The following is a 22,790-nucleotide window of genomic DNA, read 5'->3' on the forward strand; positions in this document are numbered from 1 at the left end:
ATCTGATTTGTAATCAGAGGGTCGCGTGTTCAAGTCATGTAGCCGGCATAGCGAACGTAGTTCAGAGGTAGAACATCACCTTGCCAAGGTGGGGGTCGCGGGTTCGAATCCCGTCGTTCGCTTCTTTAAGATGGCCGGGGTGGCGGAACTGGCAGACGCACAGGACTTAAAATCCTGGGATGTAAGGACATCGTACCGGTTCGATTCCGGTCCTCGGCATATTAAAGAGAAGGCACCCTTGGCTCAACTGGATAGAGTACCTGACTACGAATCAGGCGGTTGCAGGTTCGAATCCTGCAGGGTGCATACGGGAAGTAGCTCAGCTTGGTAGAGCACTTGGTTTGGGACCAAGGGGCCGCAGGTTCGAATCCTGTCTTCCCGATGTTTTTTTATTTTGAACTCCTGAAAGGGTTCTTTTTTTATTTTTTACCTTAGCAAAAACAGCCCACTGTTTGCTCGAATAAGCAACAATGGGCTGTTTTTTGACGACACGCTGGACTCAAAATCCGGTGCTCTCACGGACGTGCCGGTTCGACCCCGGCCGCCGGCATAGTTTAAGAAAATGGACTAGCTGTCTTCCCGAGGGAAAAATGCACGGTAGAGTGCGCGGACAGCCTTTTTCTCGTTTTCGGTTTTGATAACAAACATAACGGAGACTTCACTGGAGCCTTGGGATATCATTTCCAAATTGATATTGCTGTCTGATAAGGCTTTGGTTGCTGTTGCAGCGACACCGATATGACTCTTCATATTCTCGCCGACAAGCATAATGATAGAAAGGTCGCGTTCAATGTCAACATGATCCACTTCAAGTTTGCGTGTAAGCTGAGAAACAATTTCTTCTTCTTTGATCGGTGTCAGTTCACGTTCGCGCAGAACAATGGACATGTCGTCAATTCCGGTTGGTATGTGCTCCCAACGAATATTGAGTTCTTCCAAAATCTGCATAACCTTACGTCCAAAACCGACTTCTCGGTTCATCAAATATTTTGAAAGGTTGATGCTGACGAAGTCATCGTCGCCAGCAATGCCGACAACCGGCAGGCCATTGCTGCGGCGTTTTAGGACAATTTTAGTTCCGGGATGCTGTGGGTTATTTGTGTTTTTGATAACGAGAGGAATCTTTCCTCTATAGGCTGGGATTAGAGCTTCATCATGAAGGACAGTAAACCCAGCATAGGCAAGTTCCCGCATTTCTCTGTAGGTTAATTCTGTGATTGAATCCGGTTTTCTGACAACTCCTGGATGAGCAGCAAAGATGCCGTCTACATCAGTGAAATTTTCATAAAGGTCCGCCTTAACACCGGCAGCCAGAATTGATCCTGTGATGTCAGAGCCACCACGCGAAAAAGTACAGATTTGATTATTGGCTGTTACGCCAAAAAAGCCAGGGATAACAAGGATATCATCCTCATTTCTCAATTCTTCTAATTTATCATAGCTGGATGGTAAAATACGGGCGTTGCCTGGCTCACTGGAGACGATGATGCCCGCTTCTTTGGGATGAAGGTAACGCGCTGACAGACCGTTTTTTCGAAAGAAAGCTGCGACGAGTTTGGCATTATTATCCTCACCAGCAGCTAAGAAGGTGTCATACAGAAAATGATTGCTTTCTATGGGAAGTGTTGCCAATTTTGTGATGGATTCTGAAATTTTTTCCAAGATTGAATAATCTAAATTCAACTCATCAACAATTGTTTTATAGCGCTGGATAATCCAGTTTTGCCGCTCAGTGACATCTTGATCGGATGTATAGGCACGATAATATCTAATTAAGGCATCAGTAACTTTGATGTCGTCAGAGTGCCGTTTCCCAGGAGCGGAAACTATAACAAAACGACGCTCTCCATCTGATTTTATAATATCAAGCACTTTTTTCAGCTGTTCTGCAGAAGCCAGAGAGCTGCCACCGAATTTAACGACTTTCATATAATCTCCATTAACTGTTTTTTAAATAAATTATAGCAGAATTTAAGGCAGGTGTCAGTACTTTGTCAAAAAAGATGCGCTGTTTTCATTTGATCTGAATATTCAAATAAGGAAACAGCAAAAAAGCATGCCAATGAGAACCGGCTGTCTGCTCTGTCTTTTACAATTTACCATAATCGCTTAGTTGCGTCTAACCTGACTAAAATGGCCGGAACTTTTTATCTTGCGTTTAGATCTTTTTTTGTGTAAAATAAAAATAATTTGATTGTCAAACTTTTTAGCATATTTTGGAGGAAAAACATGCCTTATAATGGAATTCTTTACAATGTTGACGATGAAGTGGCTACACTGACCTTTAATCGGCCGGATGTTTCAAATGGCTTTAATATCCCAGTCTGTCAGGAAATTTTAGATGCTCTGGCTAAAGCAGAAGAAGACGATCAGGTAAAGCTGCTAATTATCAATGCTAATGGCAAGGTCTTTTCTGTCGGAGGAGATTTGGTGGAAATGCAGCGGGCGGTAGATGCTGATGATGTTCAGTCTTTGGTGCTGATTGCTGAATTGGTTAATAAGATTTCTTATGCCATAAAACGTTTGCCTAAACCGGTTGTCATGAGTATTGACGGTGCAGTTGCCGGAGCAGCTGCTAATATGGCGGTGGCTGCTGATTTTGTGATTGCAAGTACCCAAACAAAATTTATTCAGGCTTTTGTTAATGTCGGTTTGGCCCCTGATGCTGGCGGTTTGTTCCTGATGAGCCGTGCTATTGGGATAACACGCGCTACGCAGCTAGCTATGACCGGAGAAGGTCTGTCAGCAGAAAAAGCACTGGATTATGGTATTGTTTACCGTCTGTGTGAGAGCGAAAAACTGGAACGCACCACTAAGCAGTTGGTTAAACGGCTCCTGCGCGGCTCTGTGAATTCCTACCGCGCGATTAAAGAAATGGTCTGGGCCTCTTCATTTTCCGGCTGGGAAGACTATGCGCAAACAGAATTAAGCTTGCAGGAAGAGCTTGCCTTTAAAGAGGATTTTAAAGAAGGGGTAAGGGCTTACAGTGAAAGAAGGCGGCCTAAATTTACAGGTAAGTAAGTAAATAGTCCTTTATTTTCAGAAAAAAATATTGTAAAATGTTTTGAGTTTTGCTATACTTTGAATGTCAAACTTTATTTGCAAGGGGGTAAGGTCTTGGAATATGACAAAATAAACGAGTATCTTGTTGACATTTTCAATAGAGTTCAGGTCATTGAAGAAATCAGTTTGAAAACCAGCCGGTTTAACGACGTTTCTTTAAAAGAAATGCATACCATTGAAATTATTGGAAAACAAAACAATGTGACACCAAGTGATATTGCTCGTGAATTGATGTTAACTCTCGGGACTGTTACAACCAGCTTAAATAAATTGGAGACAAAAGGCTATATTGAAAGAATACGGTCGACAACAGACCGGCGTGTCGTTCATTTACGCCTGACTAAAAAGGGACGGCTCCTGAATCGGCTGCATAGTAAATTTCATAGATCGATGGTCACTCATATCGTGGAAGGTCTGGACAGCGATGAAATAGATACTTTGACCCGAGGGTTGAGCAATCTCCATAAATTTCTGGAGGAATTAGTGTAATGACATTTGCAAAAATCACACAGGCAGCCCATTTTGTCCCGGATCAGGTAGTCAGCAACTATGATCTTGCAAAAATTATGGATACCAGCGATGAGTGGATTGCTTCCCGGACCGGTATTCGCAGACGGCATATCAGTAAGACTGAAACAACAAGCGATCTGGCAACCCGTGTTGCTGAGCAATTGCTGCAGCAGGCTGATATAGAGGCTGCAGAGCTTGATTTTATTGTCATAGCTACAATTACGCCGGATTCTCTGATGCCGTCAACTGCTGCTCGAGTTCAGGCTAATATCGGGGCTGAAAATGCCTTTGCTTTTGATGTAGCTGCTGCCTGCAGCGGTTTTGTATTTGCTCTCTCAGCCGCTCAAAAATTATTGGAGGGCGGTTCTTATCAAAAAGGGCTGGTTATCGGTGCTGAGACGCTCTCGAAAACCTTGGATTGGTCTGACAGAAGGACAGCTGTTCTGTTTGGCGACGGCGCAGGCGGTGTTCTTTTGGAGAGGAGTGTGGAAAAGTCTTTTCTTGCTGAGTCGCTTCATTCTGATGGGAAACGCGGTAAGAGTCTTTCTTCTGGAGTTGCGGCGCTCGACTCACCTTTTTCTGAAAAAGGTGAGGATGATAAATTTTTAAAAATGGACGGACGGGCCATTTTCGATTTTGCCATCAGAGATGTGGCGCAAAGTATTGTCAGTCTGCTTGCAGAGTCGGATATGCCGGCTGAATCGATTGACTATTTTCTTTTGCATCAGGCTAATAACCGTATTCTAGATAAGATGGCTAAGAAAATGGGGATTGAGCGGGAGAAATTTCCGGCCAATATGATGGAATACGGCAACACCAGTGCGGCCAGTATCCCTATCTTACTGTCCGAATGCATTCAGGACAATCTTATTAAATTAGACGGTTCTCAGACAATTTTACTCGCTGGTTTTGGCGGGGGTTTGACATGGGGCTCACTAATTGTTAAAATCTAGTTATATCTTGTGCAACCGCACATTATAAAAATATTTATTTTAAGGAGAAATAATCATGGCAGTATTTGAAAAAGTACAAGAAATCATCGTAGAGGAACTCGGTAAAGAAACTGAAGAAGTGAAAGCAGAAACAACTTTTGATGAGCTTGATGCTGACTCACTTGATGTTTTTCAAGTTATTTCGGAAATTGAAGATGAATTCGATATCCAAATTGAAACTGAAGATGGTCTCAATACAGTAGGTGATTTAGTCGCTTACGTTGAAGAAAAAACAAAATAATAAGAAGATTTGAGAGTATTCGTAGTCGAATATTCTCTCTTCTTATTTTGATAGTTTGATTGTCAAATTATTAAAAGCTACACTTAGAAGGTTGAGTAAATGAAAACAAGAATTACAGAATTATTAAATATTAAATATCCTATCTTTCAAGGAGGTATGGCCTGGGTTGCTGATGGGGACTTGGCCGGTGCGGTATCGAATGCCGGCGGCCTTGGTATCATTGGCGGCGGGAATGCACCCAAAGAAGTTGTAAAAGCTAATATTGATAAAGTAAAATCAATTACTGATAAACCTTTTGGTGTAAATATAATGCTGTTATCCCCATTTGCTGAAGATATTGTTGACCTAGTTATTGAAGAAGGTGTTAAAGTTGTCACAACAGGAGCCGGCAATCCGGGGAAATATATCGAACGTTTTCATGAGGCAGGAATCACAGTCATTCCTGTTGTTCCCAGCGTTGCTCTGGCAAAACGGATGGAAAAGCTGGGAGCTGATGCTATCATTGCTGAAGGTATGGAAGCCGGCGGCCATATCGGAAAACTGACCACAATGACTTTGGTGCGGCAGGTTGCTGCAGCCGTTGACATTCCAGTAATCGGTGCCGGCGGAGTTGCTGACGGCCGCGGTATGGCTGCAGTATTCATGCTTGGAGCCGAAGCTGTTCAAGTCGGTACGCGTTTTGTGGTCGCTAAGGAATCCAATGCGCATCAAAACTTTAAAAATAAAATTTTGAAAGCAAAAGACATTGATACTGTCATTTCTGCACAAGTGGTTGGTCACCCGGTAAGAGCCATAAAAAATAAGCTGTCGACAGCTTATGCTAATGCGGAAAAAGATTATTTACGCGGGGTCAAAGATGAACAGGAAATTGAAGAGCTCGGTGCCGGAGCTTTGCGCAATGCTGTTGTTGACGGTGATGTTGAAAATGGTTCAGTAATGGCCGGTCAAATTGCAGGTTTTGTTAACAAAGAAGAAAGCTGCAAGGAAATTTTAGAGGACTTGTACTATGGTGCTGCTGAGATTATAAAAGCAGAGGCATCACGCTGGGTTGATATGGAGAATTAAATGACGAAAACAGCATTTTTGTTTGCCGGACAGGGAGCGCAGAAACGCGGCATGGCAGCTGATTTGTATGAAGCTTATCCTCTTGTTCAGGATACTTTTACAAAAGCTGCCCGCATCTTGGGCTACGACCTTCGGGACTTGATAGATCATGATGAAACTAAGCTGAATCAAACCAGATATACACAGCCTGCTATCTTGACGACTTCTGTAGCTATCTACAGACTGCTGCAGGAAAACGGCTTTTCTGCAGATATGGTTGCGGGTTTATCCTTAGGTGAGTACTCTGCTTTAGTGGCTGCCGGCAGTTTAAGTTTTGAGGAAGCATTGGTTTTAGTCGCTAAACGCGGTCAATTTATGGAAACTGCTGCACCGGCAGGAACAGGAAAGATGGTAGCAGTTATGAATACAGAACCTTCAGTCATTGAAGAGATTTGCCGGAAAGCTGCTGTCAAGGGGATTGTCAGTCCGGCTAATTACAACACGCCCAGCCAGATTGTCATTGGCGGAGAGACTGAAGCTGTAGATTATGCTGTAGAATTGTTCAAAGAGGCCGGTGTCAAGCGGCTGATACCGCTTAAGGTTTCCGGTCCTTTCCATACAGCTCTTTTAAAGCCTGCCAGCGAACAGTTGGCGGCAGAATTAGAGCATGTTTCCTTTAAGCCTTTCCAGATTCCCTTGGTTGGCAATACTGAAGCTGCTGTTATGGAAACATCAGACATCAAAAGGCTTTTAGCCCGGCAAGTTATGGAACCGGTGCGTTTTTATGAATCAATTGCTGTTATGAGAGCTTCAGGGGTCGAAAACTTTATTGAAATCGGTCCGGGTAAAGTCTTAAGCGGCTTTGTCAGGAAGATTGATAAGAATTTACCGGTTGCACATGTCGAAGATCTTGAAAGTTTTCAGTCATTGGTCAGTAAAAATAAATAGAGAGGACATCTATGGAAATTCAAAATAAAAATGCTTTTATCACAGGTTCAACACGAGGTATTGGTCTGGCTGTTGCTCATAAGTTTGCTGCCTTGGGTGCTAATATTGTTTTGAACGGTCGTTCTGCCATTGGGGAGGAATTGTTGGCTGAATTTGCATCTTATGATGTCAAAGTCATTGCTGTTTCAGGAGATGTTTCCGATTATGCTGATGCCAAACGTATGGTTCAGCAGGCCCAAGGGGAGCTGGGGAATATTGATATCTTAGTTAATAATGCCGGTATTACCAATGATAAGCTAATGTTAAAAATGACTGAAGCAGATTTTGAGACTGTCTTAAAAATTAACCTTACCGGAGCTTTTAATATGACACAGTCAGTCTTAAAGCCGATGACAAAAGCCCGTCAGGGTGCTATTATTAATATGTCCAGTGTTGTCGGTCTGACTGGAAATGTCGGGCAGGCAAATTATGCGGCTTCAAAGGCAGGACTTCTTGGTTTTACTAAATCAGTCGCTCGTGAAGTTGCTGCGCGGGGAGTGCGTGTAAATGCCATTGCGCCAGGCTTTATTGAGTCGGATATGACTGATGCTATTCCTGATAAGATGAAAGACAGTATGTTGGCCCAGATACCGATGAAGCGTATCGGGAAGGCTGAAGAAGTTGCTGAAGTGGCAGCTTTCTTGGCTCAGCAGGATTATCTTACAGGTCAGGTTATTGCTATTGATGGCGGTATGACGATGTAGAAGACTTTTTCACTGAAGTCTTTGCCTGTCGGCCGCAGCTGCTTTTGGGAGAATAATCTCCCACTATAACAAACAAAGAAGGGTTTAGAAATATGACATTTAACAGAGTTGTTGTTACAGGTTACGGAGTAACATCGCCAATCGGCAATACGCCAGAAAAGTTTTGGAACAGTTTGGAAAACGGTCAAATTGGGATTGGTCCAATCACAAAATTTGATACATCAGATATTCCTGTCCATAATGCCGGTGAAATCAAGGATTTCCCTTTTGATAAATATTTTGTGCGAAAAGACAAGAATCGGATGGACATGTACTCGATTTATGCCATCTATGCTACATTGGAAGCTCTGTCTAAGGCTGATTTAGATATGGAGACAGTAAATCGAGATCGCACCGGTGTCATTGTTTCCAGCGGTATCGGCGGTCTGCAGGAAATGCAGGAGCAAATCATCCGTATGCACGAAAAAGGAATTAAACGTATCCAGCCCATGTTTGTTCCAAAAGCTCTTTCAAATATGGCAGCCGGCAATATTGCCTTGCGTATCGGTGCTCGGGGGGTCTGCAAGTCTATTACTACAGCCTGCGCTTCAGCTAATGATGCGATTGGCGAAGCTTTCCGCGAAATCAAATTTGGCTTTCAGGATGTTGTTTTGGCAGGCGGTGCAGAATGCACAATCAATGAAATTGGTATCGGCGGTTTCAATGCTTTAACTGCTTTGTCAACGACTGAAGATCCTACTCGCTCGGCTATTCCTTTTGATAAGGACCGCAATGGTTTTGTTATGGGAGAAGGAGCCGGTGTCTTGGTTCTTGAAAGCCTTGAGCATGCTCAAAAACGGGGAGCAACTATTCTGGCAGAAATTGTCGGATACGGCAATACCTGCGATGCTTACCACCAAACCAGTCCGGCTCCTGATGGCTCCGGCGCAGCTAAAGCTATGAAACTGGCTATTGAAGAGGCAGGCATTACAGCTGCAGACGTTGATTATGTCAATGCGCACGGAACATCAACACAAGCTAATGAAAAAGGAGAAAGCCAAGCGATTGTTGCTGTTCTCGGCAAGGAAGTTCCTGTTTCTTCCACCAAATCATTTACCGGTCACCTCTTGGGGGCTGCCGGAGGTGTTGAGGCTATCGCTACAATCGAGGCAATCCGGCATCATTTTGTACCTATGACCGCAGGGACTAAAGAATTATCAGATGATATTGAAGCGAATGTTGTCTATGGTCAAGGCCAGTCAGCTGATATTAAGTACGCCCTGTCCAATACTTTCGGTTTTGGCGGGCACAATGCAGTCACAGCCTTCAAGCGTTGGGAGGATTAATCTTGAATATTGAAGAAATTAAAGATTTGATGGCGCAGTTCGACCAATCAAGTCTTAAAGAATTTTCTTATCGCAACGCAAGCGATGAATTAACGTTTAGCAAAAACACGCCTGTAACTGCAGTTCCGTTGGGGACTGCTCCCGCTCCAGTGCTTTCTCCTTCTGAAGAAGGGGCTGCAGAAGAAAAGACAGCTCTGCCCTTGGCTTCTGAAACAAGCGATACAGCAGCTGAGCTGCAGCCACAGGCGGCAGCAGATGCCGAAGGCGAACTGATTGAGAGCCCGCTTGTCGGTGTGGCCTATATGGCTCCTGCGCCGGATAAACCGCCTTTTATATCTGTCGGGGACAGAGTTAAAAAGGGACAGACCCTGCTGATTATTGAAGCGATGAAAGTCATGAATGAAATTCCGGCACCGCGTGACGGAGTGGTTACAGAAATTCTGGCTGTGAATGAAAAGGTTATTGAGTTTGGTGAAGGGTTGGTACGTATAAAATGATTGATATCAATGCTATTCGTGAAGCGCTGCCTCACCGTTATCCTATGCTGTTGGTTGACCGAGTCATCAAAGCAGAAGACGATGAGATTGTTGCTTTGAAAAATGTGACAATCAATGAACCGTTCTTTGATGGACATTTTCCTCAATATCCGGTTATGCCGGGGGTCTTGATTATGGAAGCATTAGCACAGACAGCTGGTGTTTTGGAGCTGTCTAAAGAGGAAAATAAGGGGAAACTGGTTTTTTATGCCGGAATGGATAAGGTGAAATTTAAAAAGCAGGTCGTTCCCGGAGATCAGCTGGTTATGACAGCGAAGTTTATCAAACGCCGCGGACGGATTGCTGTTGTTGAAGCAAAGGCAGAAGTGGATGGTCAGTTAGCCGCCAGCGGGACTTTAACTTTTGCAATCGGCAGCTGATCAAAACTGCGGATAAAAGGAGAAATGCAGCCACTATGTTTAAGAAAATGTTAATTGCCAATCGTGGCGAAATTGCGGTACGTATTATTCGTGCGGCGCGTGAGCTTGGGATTACAACTGTTGCCGTCTATTCAGAGGCAGACAAGGAGGCTCTCCATACTAACTTGGCTGACGAAGCAATTTGCATCGGTCCGGCTAAATCAACTGACTCTTATCTCAATATGAACTCTGTTTTATCAGCAGCCATTGTTTCTGGGGCAGAGGCTATCCATCCGGGATTTGGTTTTTTAAGCGAGAATGCCAAATTTGCAACCATGTGCGAAGAAATGAACATTAAATTTATCGGTCCTGCAGGCTCCATAATGGAGAAAATGGGAGATAAAATTAATGCGCGTGCCGAGATGATTAAGGCTGATGTTCCTGTTATTCCCGGTTCTTCCGGTGAAGTAGTCACCGCAGAGGAAGCTCTAGAAATTGCTGATAGTGTTGGCTATCCGGTGATGCTGAAAGCTTCGGCAGGCGGAGGCGGCAAGGGTATTCGCAAAGTGAACAAAAAAGAAGACCTTGTTCCTGCCTTTGAAGCGGCCTCTCAGGAAGCTTTGGCTGCTTTCGGAAACGGTGCTATGTATATCGAAAAAGTAATTTATCCGGCCCGTCATATTGAAGTACAGATTTTAGGGGACAGTTTTGGCCATATTGTGCATTTGGGGGAGAGAGACTGCTCTTTGCAGCGGAATAATCAAAAAGTGCTGGAAGAAAGTCCCTCGGTCGCTATAGGACCTACGCTTCGGCAGAAAATGGGAGATGCTGCTGTCCGTGCAGCGCAGGCTGTTGCCTATGAAAGTGCCGGGACAATCGAATTTCTGTTAGATGAAAAATCCGGCCAATTCTTTTTTATGGAGATGAATACCCGTGTTCAGGTTGAACACCCTGTGACTGAGTTTGTTACAGGAATTGATATTATTAAAGAGCAAATTAAAATTGCTTCCGGGGAAGCTCTGTCCTACAAACAGGAGGAGATTACCATTGAGGGGCATGCTATCGAGTGCCGAATCAATGCTGAAAATCCTGATTTTAATTTTGCTCCCAGTCCCGGTAAAATTACAGACCTTTACCTGCCTGGCGGCGGTGTCGGTGTGCGCGTTGATTCTGCTGTTTACCCCGGCTACACCATTCCTCCCTACTATGACAGTATGATTGCTAAAGTCATTGTTCACGGAGAAAACCGCTTTGATGCTCTTATGAAGATGCAGCGTGCCCTGTATGAATTGGAGATTGAAGGCGTTGTGACGAATACGGACTTTCAATTGGATTTGATTTCTGACAGCCATGTTATTGCAGGAGATTATGATACGTCTTTCCTGATGGAAACATTCCTGCCAAATTATCATAAAAAGGATTAATAGGAGGGCAGTTTCATGGCTTTATTTAGTAAAAAAGATAAATATATTAGGATAAATCCTAATCATTCTGTAAAGGGAGAGACGCCAAGGGACGCTCCGGAAGTTCCTGATGAGCTCTTTGCTAAATGCCCGTCCTGTAAGCATATGATTTACCAAAAGGATTTGGGGCCTGCTAAAATTTGTCCGTCTTGTTCCTACAATTTTCGGATTTCAGCCCAGGAACGGCTGGCTATCACAGTAGATGATGGGGCTTTTGAGGAAATGTTTACAGGAATCCAGACAAAAAATCCCTTAAAATTTCCTGATTATGAGGAGAAATTAGCACAAGCCAGAGAAAAAACCGGCCTAGACGAAGCCGTTTTGACAGGTCGGGCTGTGATTAAAGGCCAGCCAGCCGCACTAGCTGTTATGGATTCAAATTTTATCATGGCCAGCATGGGGACGGTAGTAGGTGAAAAAATAACCCGACTTTTTGAATGGGCGCTCGATGAGAAACTGCCGGTTGTGATTTTTACAGCTTCCGGCGGTGCCCGTATGCAGGAAGGTATTATGAGTCTTATGCAGATGGCTAAAGTTTCTGCAGCCGTTCAGCGCCATGCCAATGCTGGTTTGTTTTATCTGACCGTTCTGACAGATCCAACTACCGGCGGTGTGACCGCAAGCTTTGCAATGGAAGGTGATATTATTCTGGCTGAGCCTCAAGCGTTAGTAGGATTTGCCGGACGGCGCGTGATCGAGACCACTGTCAGGGAAAGTCTGCCCGATGATTTTCAAAAAGCAGAGTTTTTATTGGAACATGGTTTTGTCGATGCTATTGTGAAACGGACAGAGCTGCCAGAAACAATTGCAAAATTGCTGGAATTCCATGGAGGTAGCAGATGAGCGATGTCGCTAGAATTTTAAAAGAGGCGCGCGATCAAGGGCGGCTGACAGCCCTTGATTATGCAAAAAGCATTTTTGATGATTTCATGGAATTGCATGGGGATCGGCATTTTGCGGATGATGGTGCTGTCGTTGGCGGACTTGCCCGCTTGGATGGCCGTCCAGTAACGGTTATAGGCATTCAAAAAGGAAAAAATCTGCAGGATAATTTGAAGCGGAATTTTGGCCAGCCTAACCCGGAAGGTTACCGAAAGGCTTTGCGGCTGATGAAGCAGGCAGAAAAGTTCGGCCGGCCGGTCATTACCTTTATCAATACAGCCGGTGCTTATCCCGGTGTAGGTGCTGAAGAGCGAGGCCAGGGTGAAGCGATTGCTAAAAACCTTCTGGAAATGAGTGATTTGCAGATCCCGATTATTGCTATCATTATTGGAGAAGGCGGTTCCGGCGGGGCTCTGGCCCTTGCGGTGGCTGATCAAGTCTGGATGCTGGAGCATACGATTTATGCAGTACTCAGTCCGGAAGGTTTTGCGTCGATCCTTTGGAAAGACGGAAGCCGAGCTACTGAGGCAGCTGAATTGATGAAAATTACAGCAGGAGAGCTGCTGAAGATGGGGGTGGTTGACCAAATTATCCCCGAACACGGTTATTTTTCCAGTGAAATTATTGAGCGCATTAAAGCCGACCTTATCACAGAATTGGAAAAGCTTTGTCAGCTGCCGACTGCAGACTTACTTGAAAAACGCTATCAGCGTTTCAGAAAGTATTAGTTTGCTTTACAATAGGAAAATAGGGCATGTCTGCCCTATTTTTTTAAAATACTAATTTTTTAGTCAACAGTGTTCTAAAAGCGATATTTGCTTTTACTGCCGGCTTGGTTTTATTATGAGGAACTTTTTAAAGGGGAGAAGACAATGTATCAGGAAATCAACCGCTACCTTGCTTTTCAAGGTGCAAAATATATCAAACCGGAAAAGGCCGGATCACTAGCCGAAGAGATGCTGTCCTTAAAAGAAGCCGGGCAGTCTGCCAGAAAAAGTTTTTCTGAAATCGCTGAGGCATTGAGTTTTAAATTGATTCCCTGGGAAATGGGGCGGGTCAGCAATTGGGCCAGTCAGGCACAAATAGCCCGTCCTCATTTTTGGTGCTATTACAAGGCTCCGGAGGATAAGCCAGATGATGTTGGCTTTGCAATTCGTCTGTATGGGCAAAAAGATGACTTTGGGCTGTCAGCTGAGGTAAGTTTTATCGAGCGGCTAAAATCTGAACAAACACTGTCTAAACAGCATCGCGTTTTAGAGCTTCCCATCACTCCCCCGCTTTATTATTTGGTCCAAGAGAAAAATAAAACTTACCGCTTGGCTGGAACTGAAGCAAACCGCAAATATTTGAAAAAACAAATTAAAGAAGGGAGCATTCGCAAAGCTTTGGTTAAATATGATCTTCCGATTACCAAAGAGACGACTTTAGCCGATCTGACTGAGCAACTAAATCAGGCTTTCAAAGTTTTACTGCCTTATTATGAGAGAAGCAAGCCTAGGACTGCTTTTGAAGAATAGATTTGTTTTTTTGCTAAGAGGGTTTTTCTTTGTCTCTTATTAGACGCTTGAATCTTTGCTTAGCCTGAGTTTTTAAGATTATTATTTTTTCACGCTGTTCAATGCCATTTTGTGGCTTAAATATCGCCATTGTTTTAGCAGCCAAATTGTTGATAAGATGATTGCTGTTAATAAGGGAAGGGGTTTTGAGCTTTGGTCGAAATAAGTACAGAATATTTGCATCAATCCAATAGCCAGTCCGCTGTATTTCCAAAAGGAACGGGGTAATAATCCGGACCAGGAAATCATAAAGAGTCCTAGTAAAATGTCGCATAAATGCCAACCTGCATAAATTTCAGACAAAACCATTTGGAGGCTGTCTCCTGTGACAACAGCTAAGCCATTGACTGGATAGATAAGCCTGCCGGTTTTTAATACGATTAGGAGCCATGCTGTTAACATCAGTGCAAAACTTGTCACCAGAAGTCCAGTCAGATTTTTTTTATTTTGAAAATATAGTCTGCGGGCACTGTAAAAAGAGCTTCCCAAAAGAATAGTCGATAGCATGAGTGATTCGTCTATGACCATCAGTAAACTGCTATGTTGTTCAATCGTTCGGTACAAGGAGTCTGTCAGTTCCAGCTGGAGACTGAAATACAAAAATCCAATCCGAACCACCATATATATCAGAATACCGGCAAGAAAGGCTCCTAAGAATAGGAAATAGTCTTCTGTTTTGCTAAATGCCTGCCTTTTCATATTTTTCTCCCTTTCTCTGTTTTGCTGAAAGTAGACCTTGATTACAGATAAAACAAAAAGGCCTTTTCAGGCCTGAAGGAATCTGAGACTTACTGTCTCAGATCCTTTTTTTGATAAAGCGGCCATCAGATTAGGGCTTTTCACAAATCTTTTCCCTTCCTCCCATATAGGGCCTGAGGACTTCTGGGATGGTTACCGAACCATCTTCATTTTGGTAATTTTCCAAAATGGCTGCAACAGTCCGGCCAACGGCAAGTCCCGAGCCATTGAGGGTATGCAGCAGTTTCACTTTGCCGTCAGCTTCATCACGGTAACGAATCTGAGCTCTGCGGGCTTGGAAATCTTCCGTATTTGAACAGCTGGAAATTTCCCGGTAAGTATTCTGAGCAGGCAGCCAAACTTCCAAATCGTAAGTTTTGGCTGCCGAAAATCCCATATCTCCAGTGCATAGTACGATAACTCTGTAAGGGAGTTCTAGTTTTTTGAGAATATTTTCTGCATTGGAAGTCATTTTTTCCAGTTCATCATAGGAATTCTCCGGTTTAGAAAATTTGACCATTTCAACTTTATGAAATTGATGCAGCCGAATCAGTCCGCGGGTATCACGGCCGGCCGAACCAGCTTCCGAACGAAAAGAAGGACTCATAGCTGTAAAATAAATGGGCAGTTCTTTGCCATCAAGAATCTCGTTTCGGTAGTAATTGGTCAGGGGAACTTCAGCAGTAGGAATCAGGACATAATCAGTATCAGTCAGCTCGAAAGTATCTTCCTTAAATTTCGGATACTGTCCGGTGCCAAACATAGATTCATGGTTAACCATATAAGGCGGAATCACTTCTGTATAGCCTTCCTTGGCATGTTCATCAAGCATGAAATTGTAAACAGCTCTCTCCAGCTGAGCGCCCAGCCCTTTGTAAAAAAGAAAGCGTGAACCTGTAACTTTGCTACCTCTTTCCCAGTCAAGAATATCCAGTTTCTCGCCAATATCCCAGTGGGCTTTAATATCAAATGTGAAATCTTTTGGCTGTCCCCAGCGGCGAATTTCGACATTTTCGCTTTCGTCAGTTCCGACTGGAACATCTTTTGCCGGGATATTAGGCAGTCCTGAAAGGATAGATTGCAGTTTTTCTTCAATTTCAGCTAACCGATGATCCAGTTTTTTAATATCTCCTGCTAATTTCTGCATATCTGCAATAGCCTGTGCAGGGTCTTCTTTTTGACGCTTAGCTTGAGCAATAGCAGCAGAGGCTGTATTACGCTTAGCTTTAGCTGTTTCTGTCTGAACAAGCAGACTGCGCCTCTGTTCATCAAGGGCTTTGAGGTCCTGCAGAATTTCTGCCTCAACACCGCGATTGGCTAAATCAGCAGCAAGAACTTCAAAATGTGTGCGAATACGTTTAAGATCTAACATGATTTCCTCCTGAAATAAACTGTTGAGGCTGACATTATTCGGATAATACAGCCCCAGACACCGATCGAATGCTGTGCTTTATTGTAAAAAGGATAGCATAAGTATCCGAAAAATGTCTGTTCTGCTTTCCTAAACTTTGGCAGAGCCCAGTTTTCAAAAAACTAATAAAAAAGCGCACAGAAAGGGGAATCGCTGGAGCGCTTCTGCGCGGTTCCATCCAGCTTCACAACTTTTGTGCACTTACTTACTCTTTTTAAATTGTTAACACGGTAGAATTTCATATTTTTTTCCTGCCTGCTCACAGCAAACGCAGACTTTCTGAAAAAGAAAAAAATCTTACTTATCCGTTGCTGCTATTATATAAAAAAAATGCTGAAAAGTAAACTTAAAATTTGTAAGCAGATTGATATACCGAGAGAGAACAGATTATGATAAAATGAGATATTATGAAGGTAAAAAAATTGAAATCTTCCTCTTATAATGCAGGAATTGATTTTTTGCGCATTTTTGCCATGTTAATGATTATTATCACCCATATTTTAGGGAAAGGCGGGATACGCGATGAAGTACAGGGAGATATCGATATTTATTATTGGGTGACCTGGCTGATTCAAGTCACTGCCTACGGGGCAGTAAACTGCTATGCTTTAATCAGCGGCTATGTCGGCTTAAGGTCTCCCTACCGCTACTCAAAAGGTTTGTCCTTGTGGGTTCAGGTGTTCTTTTACACCTTTGGTCTGACTTTAATTTTTGCTGCAGCCGGACAGAAGCTGAGTGCTGCTGACTGGCTGGGCGCTTTTTTTCCGGTAATTACCGGTCAGTATTGGTATATCACTGCCTACTTTGGGCTCCTTGTTTTTATGCCCTTGCTCAATATGTCCCTTTTAAAATTGAGCGATAAAGATTTACGCCACCTTGTTTTTGTAGCTGTTTTTTTCTTTTCAGTTATGCCGGCTCTGTTCAATACTAAAGTTGATGAATTTTCCTTTGCTAAAGGCTTTAGCATGAATTGGCTGATTGTTCTCTATATTATCGGCGCATATCTCAGCCGTCTTGATCTCAAAAAACTGTTTAAAGCACGCCGTTTAATATTGGCTTATACCCTCTCAATTTTAGTCACTTTTACAATGAAATTTTTAATTGGCGATATTTGGTACTGGTATACTTCTCCGAGCTTACTGGCTGGTTCTGTCGCTCTGTTTATTCTCTGTGCCAATCTGGAGATTAAAGACAAAGGCCGCTTCTTTTCTTTTATCAGACGATTTGCTCCAACGACCTTAGGTGTTTATCTTTTTCATTTGAATCCCTTAATGGTTCGTTTTTGGATGCGTGATGTCTTTATCTCTTTTGTTGATGCACCTATCCTTCTTTTCCCCTTCCTTATTTTGGCAACTGCTGTTCTTATTTTTGCGGTATCGGCCTTAGTTGAGCTTTTCCGTTTAAAAGTATTTAAGCTGTTAAAAATTCAAAAATTAGCTGCCCGCTTGGATCAAATCTTTCCTTTTGGTTAAAAAACTGCCGGCAAGTCTGGTCTGTCCCCAAGAAAATGACCAAAACAAGGTCAAATGCAGGGTGGACATAACAGATTCCGGCAGATTTTTTTATAAGACTGTAAACAGGAACAGTAAAGCGTATACTCTAAGAATTCTTTTTGAGATGAAGCTTTTCTTTAAAAAATTGTCCAATGGTTTGCATCAAAGTCGGCAGTTTAACAACTTTGTTATTGCCGATGTGATCTCTGGCGATTTTAAGAATTTTCCCTGAATCTTTAGAAGCAAAAAGGAATTTTCCCCTATCGGTAAAGATTTCAAAATGGCGGCTAATGGTATTTTTGCGGCCTGTAACATTAGCGCCGATGGATAAAATATTAGCCCAAGGAATCTGAATATAATCCTCAACATTCTTATCACTGTAGAATTCAATCCCTCTGTCTCCTAATAAGAACTTGCCGACTTTGCCTCCTATACTAAGATAAGACACACCAGTAGTGGTTAGTTCGACTTTTGTATTTATTGATTGTGCCATGCTGTCTCCTTAATCGTTTTATTTATTATATCAAAAAAAGAGAGTGGGACAAAAATCGGTAAATCGTCATAAAATGCCGATTTCGATTTTCTTGTCCCACCTCCGCACAGTTGATTAGGGAGATCGCTATCCCTTTTCTCGACAAGGGATAAGAACTTCCAATCAACCACTGCGTCAAACGCATCCATCTAAAAAAGTTAAAGAGGCAGGAACTTTTGTCCCAGCCTCTTTAATTTTAAGATTACATGATTCCGAAGAAACGAGCTGCAATACCAACAACGAACAAGGCGAGGATAATAGTGATTGGCGAAACTTTTTTCTTAAGTAACCACATGCAAAGGAATGTAAGGAGAAGTCCCATCAATCCCGGAATCAAGGCATCTAATTGTCCTTGAAGTGATTGGGCCTGCATTTGATCAAGACCAAGACCTTCATTCACTTGTCCAAGGATATCGTGCAATTGCTGACCGGTGACATTTCCTTTAGGGAATACAATATAGGCGCCCTCAGACAGTGTTCTTGAAGGAAGATTAATAGTAAAGGCGATGTTTACCCATCGTTGAACAAGCACAGCGATAATGAACATACCAAGGATTGAAGCACCTTTAGTGATATCTTGCAGGATACCGCCTGACATGTCTTTTGTAATTTCAGAACCGGCTTTATAACCAAACTCTTGAGCATACCACAAGAAGGCCATACGGATTAGGTTCCAAAGAACAAAGAATAAGATTGGTCCGAAAACGTTACCAGCTATAGCCAGTGATGCTCCAAGGGCTCCAAGAATCGGACGAACAGTAAACCAGAAAACCGGATCACCGATACCAGCTAAAGGTCCCATCATACCGATTTTAACCCCTTGAATAGCAGCATCGTCAATCTCAGCACCGTTGGCACGTTCTTCTTCCAGTGCCAAAGTTACCCCGAGAATTGGCGCTGCAACGTATGGATGAGTATTGAAGAACTCTAAGTGACGTTCAAGTGCAGCAGCGCGATCTTCTTTTTTAGTGTAAAGTCTCTTGATAGCCGGGATAAGTGAGTAAGCCCAACCCAGGTTTTGCATCCGTTCATAGTTCCAAGAACCTTGTAGGAAGGTAGAACGCCACCAAACTTTTTGGCGATCAGATTTTGAAAGTTGTAATTTTTCTGCCATGATGATTTTCTCCCTTCTCTTAGTAATCTTCTAGGATGTCACCGATTGGGTCGCCGGACCCACCAGTATTTCCGCCGCTATTACCACCTTGTTTAGAAAGGTTGATATAGATAAAGGCGAGAGCGACACCGATTGTACCCATGGCGATAAGGGTCAGGTCGGTCAATGCAGCAAGGGCAAAACCAATGGCGAAGAATGGCCATACTTCACGAGTAGCCATCATGTTGATAACCATAGCGTAACCTACGGCAACAACCATACCGCCACCGACAGCCATACCGCCTGATAACCATTCCGGCATAGCTTCCAAGATACCTTGTACAACTGATGTTGGTACAGCAAGAAGAAGTGCAGCAGGAACAGCGATACGAAGACCTTGAAGGAGGAGAGCAATCAAGTGAGTGCGTTCTACAATAGCAAAGTTTCCGTCTTTAGCGGCCGCATCAGCACCGTGAACCAAACCAACTGAGATTGTACGAACAATCATAGTAAGGAACAGGCCTGCAACGGCAAGAGGAATAGCTGTTGTATAAGCAAAACTGATACCTTTGCTGGTGAAGTCACCACCTTGAACCATGATAATAGCGGAGGCTACAGAAGCAAGTGCAGCATCGGGAGCAACAGCAGCCCCGATATTAGCCCAGCCAAGGGCGATCATTTGCAAAGTACCACCAAGGATAACACCTGCTTCAAGATGACCTGTTACAAGACCGATGAGGGTACATGCAACAAGCGGTTGGTGGAATTGGAATTGGTCGAGGATACCTTCAAGACCTGCTAAGAAGGCAACAGCAACGACTAAAATCATAGAAATAACTGACATTATTCTAGTTCCTTTCGTTTGATAGAAAAGTTTTCAATGGACAAGACCAGTTTTTTATTAAGACCAGTCTCTTATTGGACATTTGCTTTGCTGATTAGGTCAAACAAATCTTTTGGTGAGTCGTTTGGCACTTTACGAACATCAAAGCTGACCCCTAGGTCGCGCAATTTTTCAAATGTGGCCACATCATCTTTATCCATGGATAAGACATTGTTCACCATAGTTTTTCCGGTTGAATGAGCCATTGAACCGATATTCAGTTCCGTTATTGGCACTCCGCCTTCAATCGCTTCTAGGGCTTCCTGCGGTGTTTCAAATAAGATAAGCGCATGCGTATTGCCGAAGCGCGGATCCTTAGCCGCTTCAATTAATTTCTTAATTGGGACAACATTGGCTTTTACTCCGCCGGGAGCTGCTTGCTTAATCAAGCCTTTGCGCAGTTCATCCTGTGCTACAGTATCTGAAGCCACAATGATTCTGTTTGCCTTTGAAGCCGGTGTCCAGTTGGTCGCAACCTGTCCGTGCAGAAGACGTGTATCGACACGGGCAAGATTGATTTTAAGCTTGCCGTCACCGATAACGGTTCCTTCAGGAATAGCGCCTTGAACAGTTTCCTGCGCAGCAGGAGCTGCTTCAGGAGCCTCTGCCGGATTAAGTGCTTCTGGGAGAGCCTTGACCCCATCCTTAGCCTCTTTTATGATATTGGCAGCAACTTGTTCAACCCCGGCATTGGCGTCCATCATCCGCTCTGTGTAGGCTTGAATAAGCATTGGCAAACTGAGGCCGGTGATGATAGCCATTTTGCGTTCTGGATTTTCCTCCATCACGCGGCTGGCTTGATTAAACGGTGAGCCGCTCCAAAGATCAGCCAGTACGAGGATTTCATCATCAGCGTCAAATTGTGCCACAGCATCCTTGAAATGTGCATACAAGTCATCCGGCCCTTCACTTGGCATGAAAGTGACTGTCTGGACCTTGTCCTGATCACCAAAGATCATTGAACCGGACTGATGGATGCCTTCGGCAAATTTACCGTGGCTGGCAATGATAATACCGATACCCATTCTTGTTCTTCCTCCTTAAATAGTTTTTTTTCCTTAAAATGAAAAAGAATAATCTCCTTCCAAAATAAAGGGCCTCCCTTGGATATAATCCAGTTCTTAAAGGGGAGCAGTTTATTCTGGCCATTCTTTTTTAGTTTAGGGAAATTTAAGAACATATTAATTGTAAAACGTTTTCAATGAAAAAGCAATAGAATTTTGATAAAAATTTTCAAAAAGCAAGAAAAGCCTTCATTTTCAAGCATTTTAGCTGATTTTATGTGAAAGTTTTTGAAAGTTCTCAAAAATAAAAAAGTACCGCTTCTTGAAATTCTGCTGCGATACTTTTTAATACTTTATTTATAGGAATAATTTTTCCAATTCTTTTGCCACACCATCTTCTTCGTTGGTAAGAGTCAGCTGTTCATCAGCATAAGGCAGAAGAATAGGATTAGCATTTTTCATAGCATAGCCGGTTCGGGCAAGAGCCAGCATTTCTGTATCATTGTGTTCGTCTCCAAAAGCAATCAGTTCTTCTCTAGTCAGTGTATAGATGGAAAGAAGGTGTTTCAGAGCAAAAGCCTTATTGACACCTCTAGCAGAAAACTCTAAGATATTCAGCGGTCCGCCCCAAGAATCAATTTCCAATTCATTATTAAAATATCGCCGCATATCATTTGCCAGCGCATACTTGTCTTCATGCCTGGTCTGCATGAGCAGTCCTTTCGGATTTTGTGTAATCTTCAGAGGATCCAGCCGCATCTGATCGGTAATTTTTTCCACACCGAACAATTCCGGTCTGATAGCTCCCGGATTATCCATTGTGATATAAAATTTTTTTCGGTACTCACTGGCGATAAAATCAGCCGCAAAGGCCTGTTTTTGCTCTAATACGTCAAATAAATAGCGCTTATCAATAGTAACACTGAGCTCTTGAGACCATCTCTGATCGGGAATATGTGTCAGAGCGCCGTTAAAACTGATCATAGGTGTTGTCAGACCTAGGCGGTAATAGTGGGCTGCGGCCATTGAAAAGGGCCGGCCTGTAGCAATGATAACCAGATGTCCTCTGGCTGTGACCTTTCTGATTGTTTCTGCAGTGTAAGCCGATATAGTGTTGTCGCTGTGCAGGAGCGTCCCGTCTAAATCAATTGCAATCATTTTTCTAGTCATACTGATGATTATACCATATCATCAAGAAGAAGGATAATGAAAAAACAGCCTGTTTTCTATGGTATAATAAACGATAGAGATTGGAGTATTTGTATGTCTAAAATGATTTTAACCCATGTCTTTGCCGCCTTTGTCTTTATTGCCCTTGTCGTTTACCAGCCCGCAGCAGAAGGGCTGATGGCCAGTCTGATCTTTGCTGCGGTCAGCTTAGAAATGGGTTTTGTGGCTCAGCATACTAAGAAAGCCCTTTTTCGTCTGCCTGCTTTTCTGATTTGGTGTTTCGCCTATCCCCATATTTTTAATGTCTTACTGGGGATTGCGGATTTATCCTGGGACAGCGGTGTGCTGTGGACTGCAGAAGGCTCAGGCCCCTTTGCTGCCTATTTAGCGGCTCTTGTTTTTGCTTTACTTGCTGCGGTTCTGAGTTTCCGCCTGTTTTTAAAAAGTGTAAAGCTTAACCGCTATTTATACTATTTTCTGCTGCCTTGTTTTACGTTAATAACCAGCTTTTTTATCGTATCGGGCAGACAGAATCTCTTTGCCTGGTCAACCTTTTTCAACAGTCCTGCCGAGGCTTTCAGTCAGCTTCTCAGTCAGTTTGCTGCTCTTAATCTGCCTTTGCTTTTAGGCTTAACATTTATTCAGCTGATGCTGATCATCCTGTTAGGTGACGATTAGCAAACTCTATACTGGAAAAAATGAACTGTGAGTCTTCAGGCAGAATTTTCGTTTACTCTGTTGAAAAATGAACGATTGTATAGTAAAATATTATTATCGTTCGTAAATAAAGGAGAAATTACTAAA

At 43.2% G+C, this 22,790-nt stretch carries 24 protein-coding genes and 4 tRNA genes; 20 read left to right on the top strand and 8 right to left on the bottom strand.

All coding sequences use genetic code 11. The features are described 5' to 3' along the window. The first annotated feature begins 50 nt into the window (after positions 1–50). The 4 genes from AB3329_RS09415 to AB3329_RS09430 all read left to right on the top strand — a co-directional run bounded on the left by AB3329_RS09415 (position 51) and on the right by AB3329_RS09430 (position 382). A tRNA-Gly gene (locus tag AB3329_RS09415) sits at positions 51–122 on the top strand. 11 nt (positions 123–133) lie between these two features. Beyond that, positions 134–219 (top strand) — tRNA-Leu (locus AB3329_RS09420). 13 nt (positions 220–232) lie between these two features. Continuing rightward, positions 233–306: transfer RNA gene (locus tag AB3329_RS09425), tRNA-Arg, on the top strand. Between the two features lie 2 nt (positions 307–308). Further along, positions 309–382 (top strand) — tRNA-Pro (locus AB3329_RS09430). A 185-nt stretch (positions 383–567) separates the two neighbouring features. Here AB3329_RS09430 and AB3329_RS09435 read toward each other — a convergent pair. Then, a complete protein-coding gene (locus tag AB3329_RS09435; RefSeq protein WP_368395766.1) occupies positions 568–1,929 on the bottom strand; it encodes an aspartate kinase in 1,362 nt (453 codons plus the stop codon). Between the two features lie 300 nt (positions 1,930–2,229). On the opposite strand from AB3329_RS09435, the gene AB3329_RS09440 reads away from it, so the two are divergent. From AB3329_RS09440 to AB3329_RS09505, 14 genes are all read left to right on the top strand, one after another. Beyond that, complete coding sequence (locus tag AB3329_RS09440) at positions 2,230–3,021, top strand: enoyl-CoA hydratase (RefSeq protein ID WP_368395768.1); 792 nt, start codon at positions 2,230–2,232, stop codon at positions 3,019–3,021. Between the two features lie 96 nt (positions 3,022–3,117). Then, the gene (gene fabT / locus AB3329_RS09445) at positions 3,118–3,552 is read left to right on the top strand and encodes a fatty acid biosynthesis transcriptional regulator FabT (protein ID WP_368395770.1); all 435 of its coding nucleotides are present in this window, start codon (positions 3,118–3,120) and stop codon (positions 3,550–3,552) included. Further along, complete coding sequence (locus tag AB3329_RS09450; RefSeq protein ID WP_368395772.1) at positions 3,552–4,526, top strand: beta-ketoacyl-ACP synthase III; 975 nt, start codon at positions 3,552–3,554, stop codon at positions 4,524–4,526. The genes fabT and AB3329_RS09450 overlap by 1 nt, the downstream gene beginning before the upstream one ends. A 55-nt stretch (positions 4,527–4,581) precedes the next feature. Beyond that, on the top strand, positions 4,582–4,806 hold the full coding sequence (locus AB3329_RS09455) for an acyl carrier protein (RefSeq protein WP_067063769.1): 225 nt from the start codon (positions 4,582–4,584) through the stop codon (positions 4,804–4,806). 99 nt (positions 4,807–4,905) lie between these two features. Beyond that, positions 4,906–5,871 carry an enoyl-[acyl-carrier-protein] reductase FabK gene (gene fabK / locus AB3329_RS09460; RefSeq protein ID WP_368395774.1) on the top strand — a complete coding sequence of 322 codons (966 nt, stop codon included), beginning with the start codon at positions 4,906–4,908 and terminating at the stop codon, positions 5,869–5,871. Further along, a complete protein-coding gene (fabD, locus tag AB3329_RS09465; protein ID WP_368395776.1) occupies positions 5,872–6,798 on the top strand; it encodes an ACP S-malonyltransferase in 927 nt (308 codons plus the stop codon). Between the two features lie 11 nt (positions 6,799–6,809). Further along, on the top strand, positions 6,810–7,541 hold the full coding sequence (gene fabG, locus AB3329_RS09470) for a 3-oxoacyl-[acyl-carrier-protein] reductase (protein WP_368395778.1): 732 nt from the start codon (positions 6,810–6,812) through the stop codon (positions 7,539–7,541). Positions 7,542–7,633: 92 nt separating this feature from the next. Further along, complete coding sequence (gene fabF, locus AB3329_RS09475; RefSeq protein ID WP_368395780.1) at positions 7,634–8,866, top strand: beta-ketoacyl-ACP synthase II; 1,233 nt, start codon at positions 7,634–7,636, stop codon at positions 8,864–8,866. A gap of 2 nt (positions 8,867–8,868) precedes the next feature. After that, on the top strand, positions 8,869–9,363 hold the full coding sequence (gene accB / locus AB3329_RS09480; protein ID WP_368395782.1) for an acetyl-CoA carboxylase biotin carboxyl carrier protein: 495 nt from the start codon (positions 8,869–8,871) through the stop codon (positions 9,361–9,363). After that, the gene (gene fabZ, locus AB3329_RS09485) at positions 9,360–9,782 is read left to right on the top strand and encodes a 3-hydroxyacyl-ACP dehydratase FabZ (RefSeq protein ID WP_368395783.1); all 423 of its coding nucleotides are present in this window, start codon (positions 9,360–9,362) and stop codon (positions 9,780–9,782) included. Before accB ends, fabZ begins: the two co-directional genes overlap by 4 nt. Positions 9,783–9,817: 35 nt before the next feature. Continuing rightward, entirely contained in the window at positions 9,818–11,185 is a 1,368-nt protein-coding gene (locus AB3329_RS09490; RefSeq protein ID WP_368395785.1) for an acetyl-CoA carboxylase biotin carboxylase subunit, read from the top strand. Positions 11,186–11,200: 15 nt separating this feature from the next. Continuing rightward, entirely contained in the window at positions 11,201–12,067 is an 867-nt protein-coding gene (gene accD, locus AB3329_RS09495) for an acetyl-CoA carboxylase, carboxyltransferase subunit beta (protein WP_368395787.1), read from the top strand. Next, a complete protein-coding gene (locus AB3329_RS09500) occupies positions 12,064–12,834 on the top strand; it encodes an acetyl-CoA carboxylase carboxyl transferase subunit alpha (protein ID WP_368395789.1) in 771 nt (256 codons plus the stop codon). Before accD ends, AB3329_RS09500 begins: the two co-directional genes overlap by 4 nt. 144 nt (positions 12,835–12,978) lie before the next feature. After that, on the top strand, positions 12,979–13,623 hold the full coding sequence (locus tag AB3329_RS09505) for an HI_0552 family protein (RefSeq protein WP_368395791.1): 645 nt from the start codon (positions 12,979–12,981) through the stop codon (positions 13,621–13,623). Positions 13,624–13,704: 81 nt separating this feature from the next. Here the strand turns inward: AB3329_RS09505 and AB3329_RS09510 are convergent, their stop codons facing one another. Then, positions 13,705–14,361 carry a hypothetical protein gene (locus AB3329_RS09510; protein ID WP_368395792.1) on the bottom strand — a complete coding sequence of 219 codons (657 nt, stop codon included), beginning with the start codon at positions 14,359–14,361 and terminating at the stop codon, positions 13,705–13,707. A 130-nt stretch (positions 14,362–14,491) separates the two neighbouring features. Continuing rightward, complete coding sequence (serS, locus tag AB3329_RS09515) at positions 14,492–15,772, bottom strand: serine--tRNA ligase (RefSeq protein ID WP_368395793.1); 1,281 nt, start codon at positions 15,770–15,772, stop codon at positions 14,492–14,494. A 446-nt stretch (positions 15,773–16,218) separates the two neighbouring features. On the opposite strand from serS, the gene AB3329_RS09520 reads away from it, so the two are divergent. Next, the gene (locus AB3329_RS09520) at positions 16,219–17,283 is read left to right on the top strand and encodes an acyltransferase (protein WP_368395795.1); all 1,065 of its coding nucleotides are present in this window, start codon (positions 16,219–16,221) and stop codon (positions 17,281–17,283) included. 127 nt (positions 17,284–17,410) lie between these two features. On the opposite strand, the gene AB3329_RS09525 is transcribed toward AB3329_RS09520, so the two are convergent. The 5 genes from AB3329_RS09525 to AB3329_RS09545 form a co-directional block, all read right to left on the bottom strand. Next, the gene (locus AB3329_RS09525; RefSeq protein WP_368395797.1) at positions 17,411–17,797 is read right to left on the bottom strand and encodes a DUF956 family protein; all 387 of its coding nucleotides are present in this window, start codon (positions 17,795–17,797) and stop codon (positions 17,411–17,413) included. 241 nt (positions 17,798–18,038) lie between these two features. Next, complete coding sequence (locus AB3329_RS09530) at positions 18,039–18,950, bottom strand: PTS system mannose/fructose/sorbose family transporter subunit IID (RefSeq protein ID WP_368395798.1); 912 nt, start codon at positions 18,948–18,950, stop codon at positions 18,039–18,041. Between the two features lie 19 nt (positions 18,951–18,969). Then, a complete protein-coding gene (locus AB3329_RS09535; RefSeq protein ID WP_368395799.1) occupies positions 18,970–19,773 on the bottom strand; it encodes a PTS mannose/fructose/sorbose transporter subunit IIC in 804 nt (267 codons plus the stop codon). A gap of 71 nt (positions 19,774–19,844) precedes the next feature. Continuing rightward, complete coding sequence (locus tag AB3329_RS09540) at positions 19,845–20,837, bottom strand: PTS sugar transporter subunit IIB (protein WP_067063702.1); 993 nt, start codon at positions 20,835–20,837, stop codon at positions 19,845–19,847. 336 nt (positions 20,838–21,173) lie between these two features. Then, the gene (locus AB3329_RS09545) at positions 21,174–21,986 is read right to left on the bottom strand and encodes a Cof-type HAD-IIB family hydrolase (RefSeq protein ID WP_368395800.1); all 813 of its coding nucleotides are present in this window, start codon (positions 21,984–21,986) and stop codon (positions 21,174–21,176) included. A 93-nt stretch (positions 21,987–22,079) separates the two neighbouring features. On the opposite strand from AB3329_RS09545, the gene AB3329_RS09550 reads away from it, so the two are divergent. Next, complete coding sequence (locus AB3329_RS09550) at positions 22,080–22,664, top strand: hypothetical protein (protein ID WP_368395801.1); 585 nt, start codon at positions 22,080–22,082, stop codon at positions 22,662–22,664. The last annotated feature ends 126 nt before the right edge of the window (positions 22,665–22,790 follow it).

The organism is Streptococcus huangxiaojuni (assembly GCF_040930515.1).
In the GTDB taxonomy this organism is placed as follows: domain Bacteria; phylum Bacillota; class Bacilli; order Lactobacillales; family Streptococcaceae; genus Streptococcus; species Streptococcus huangxiaojuni.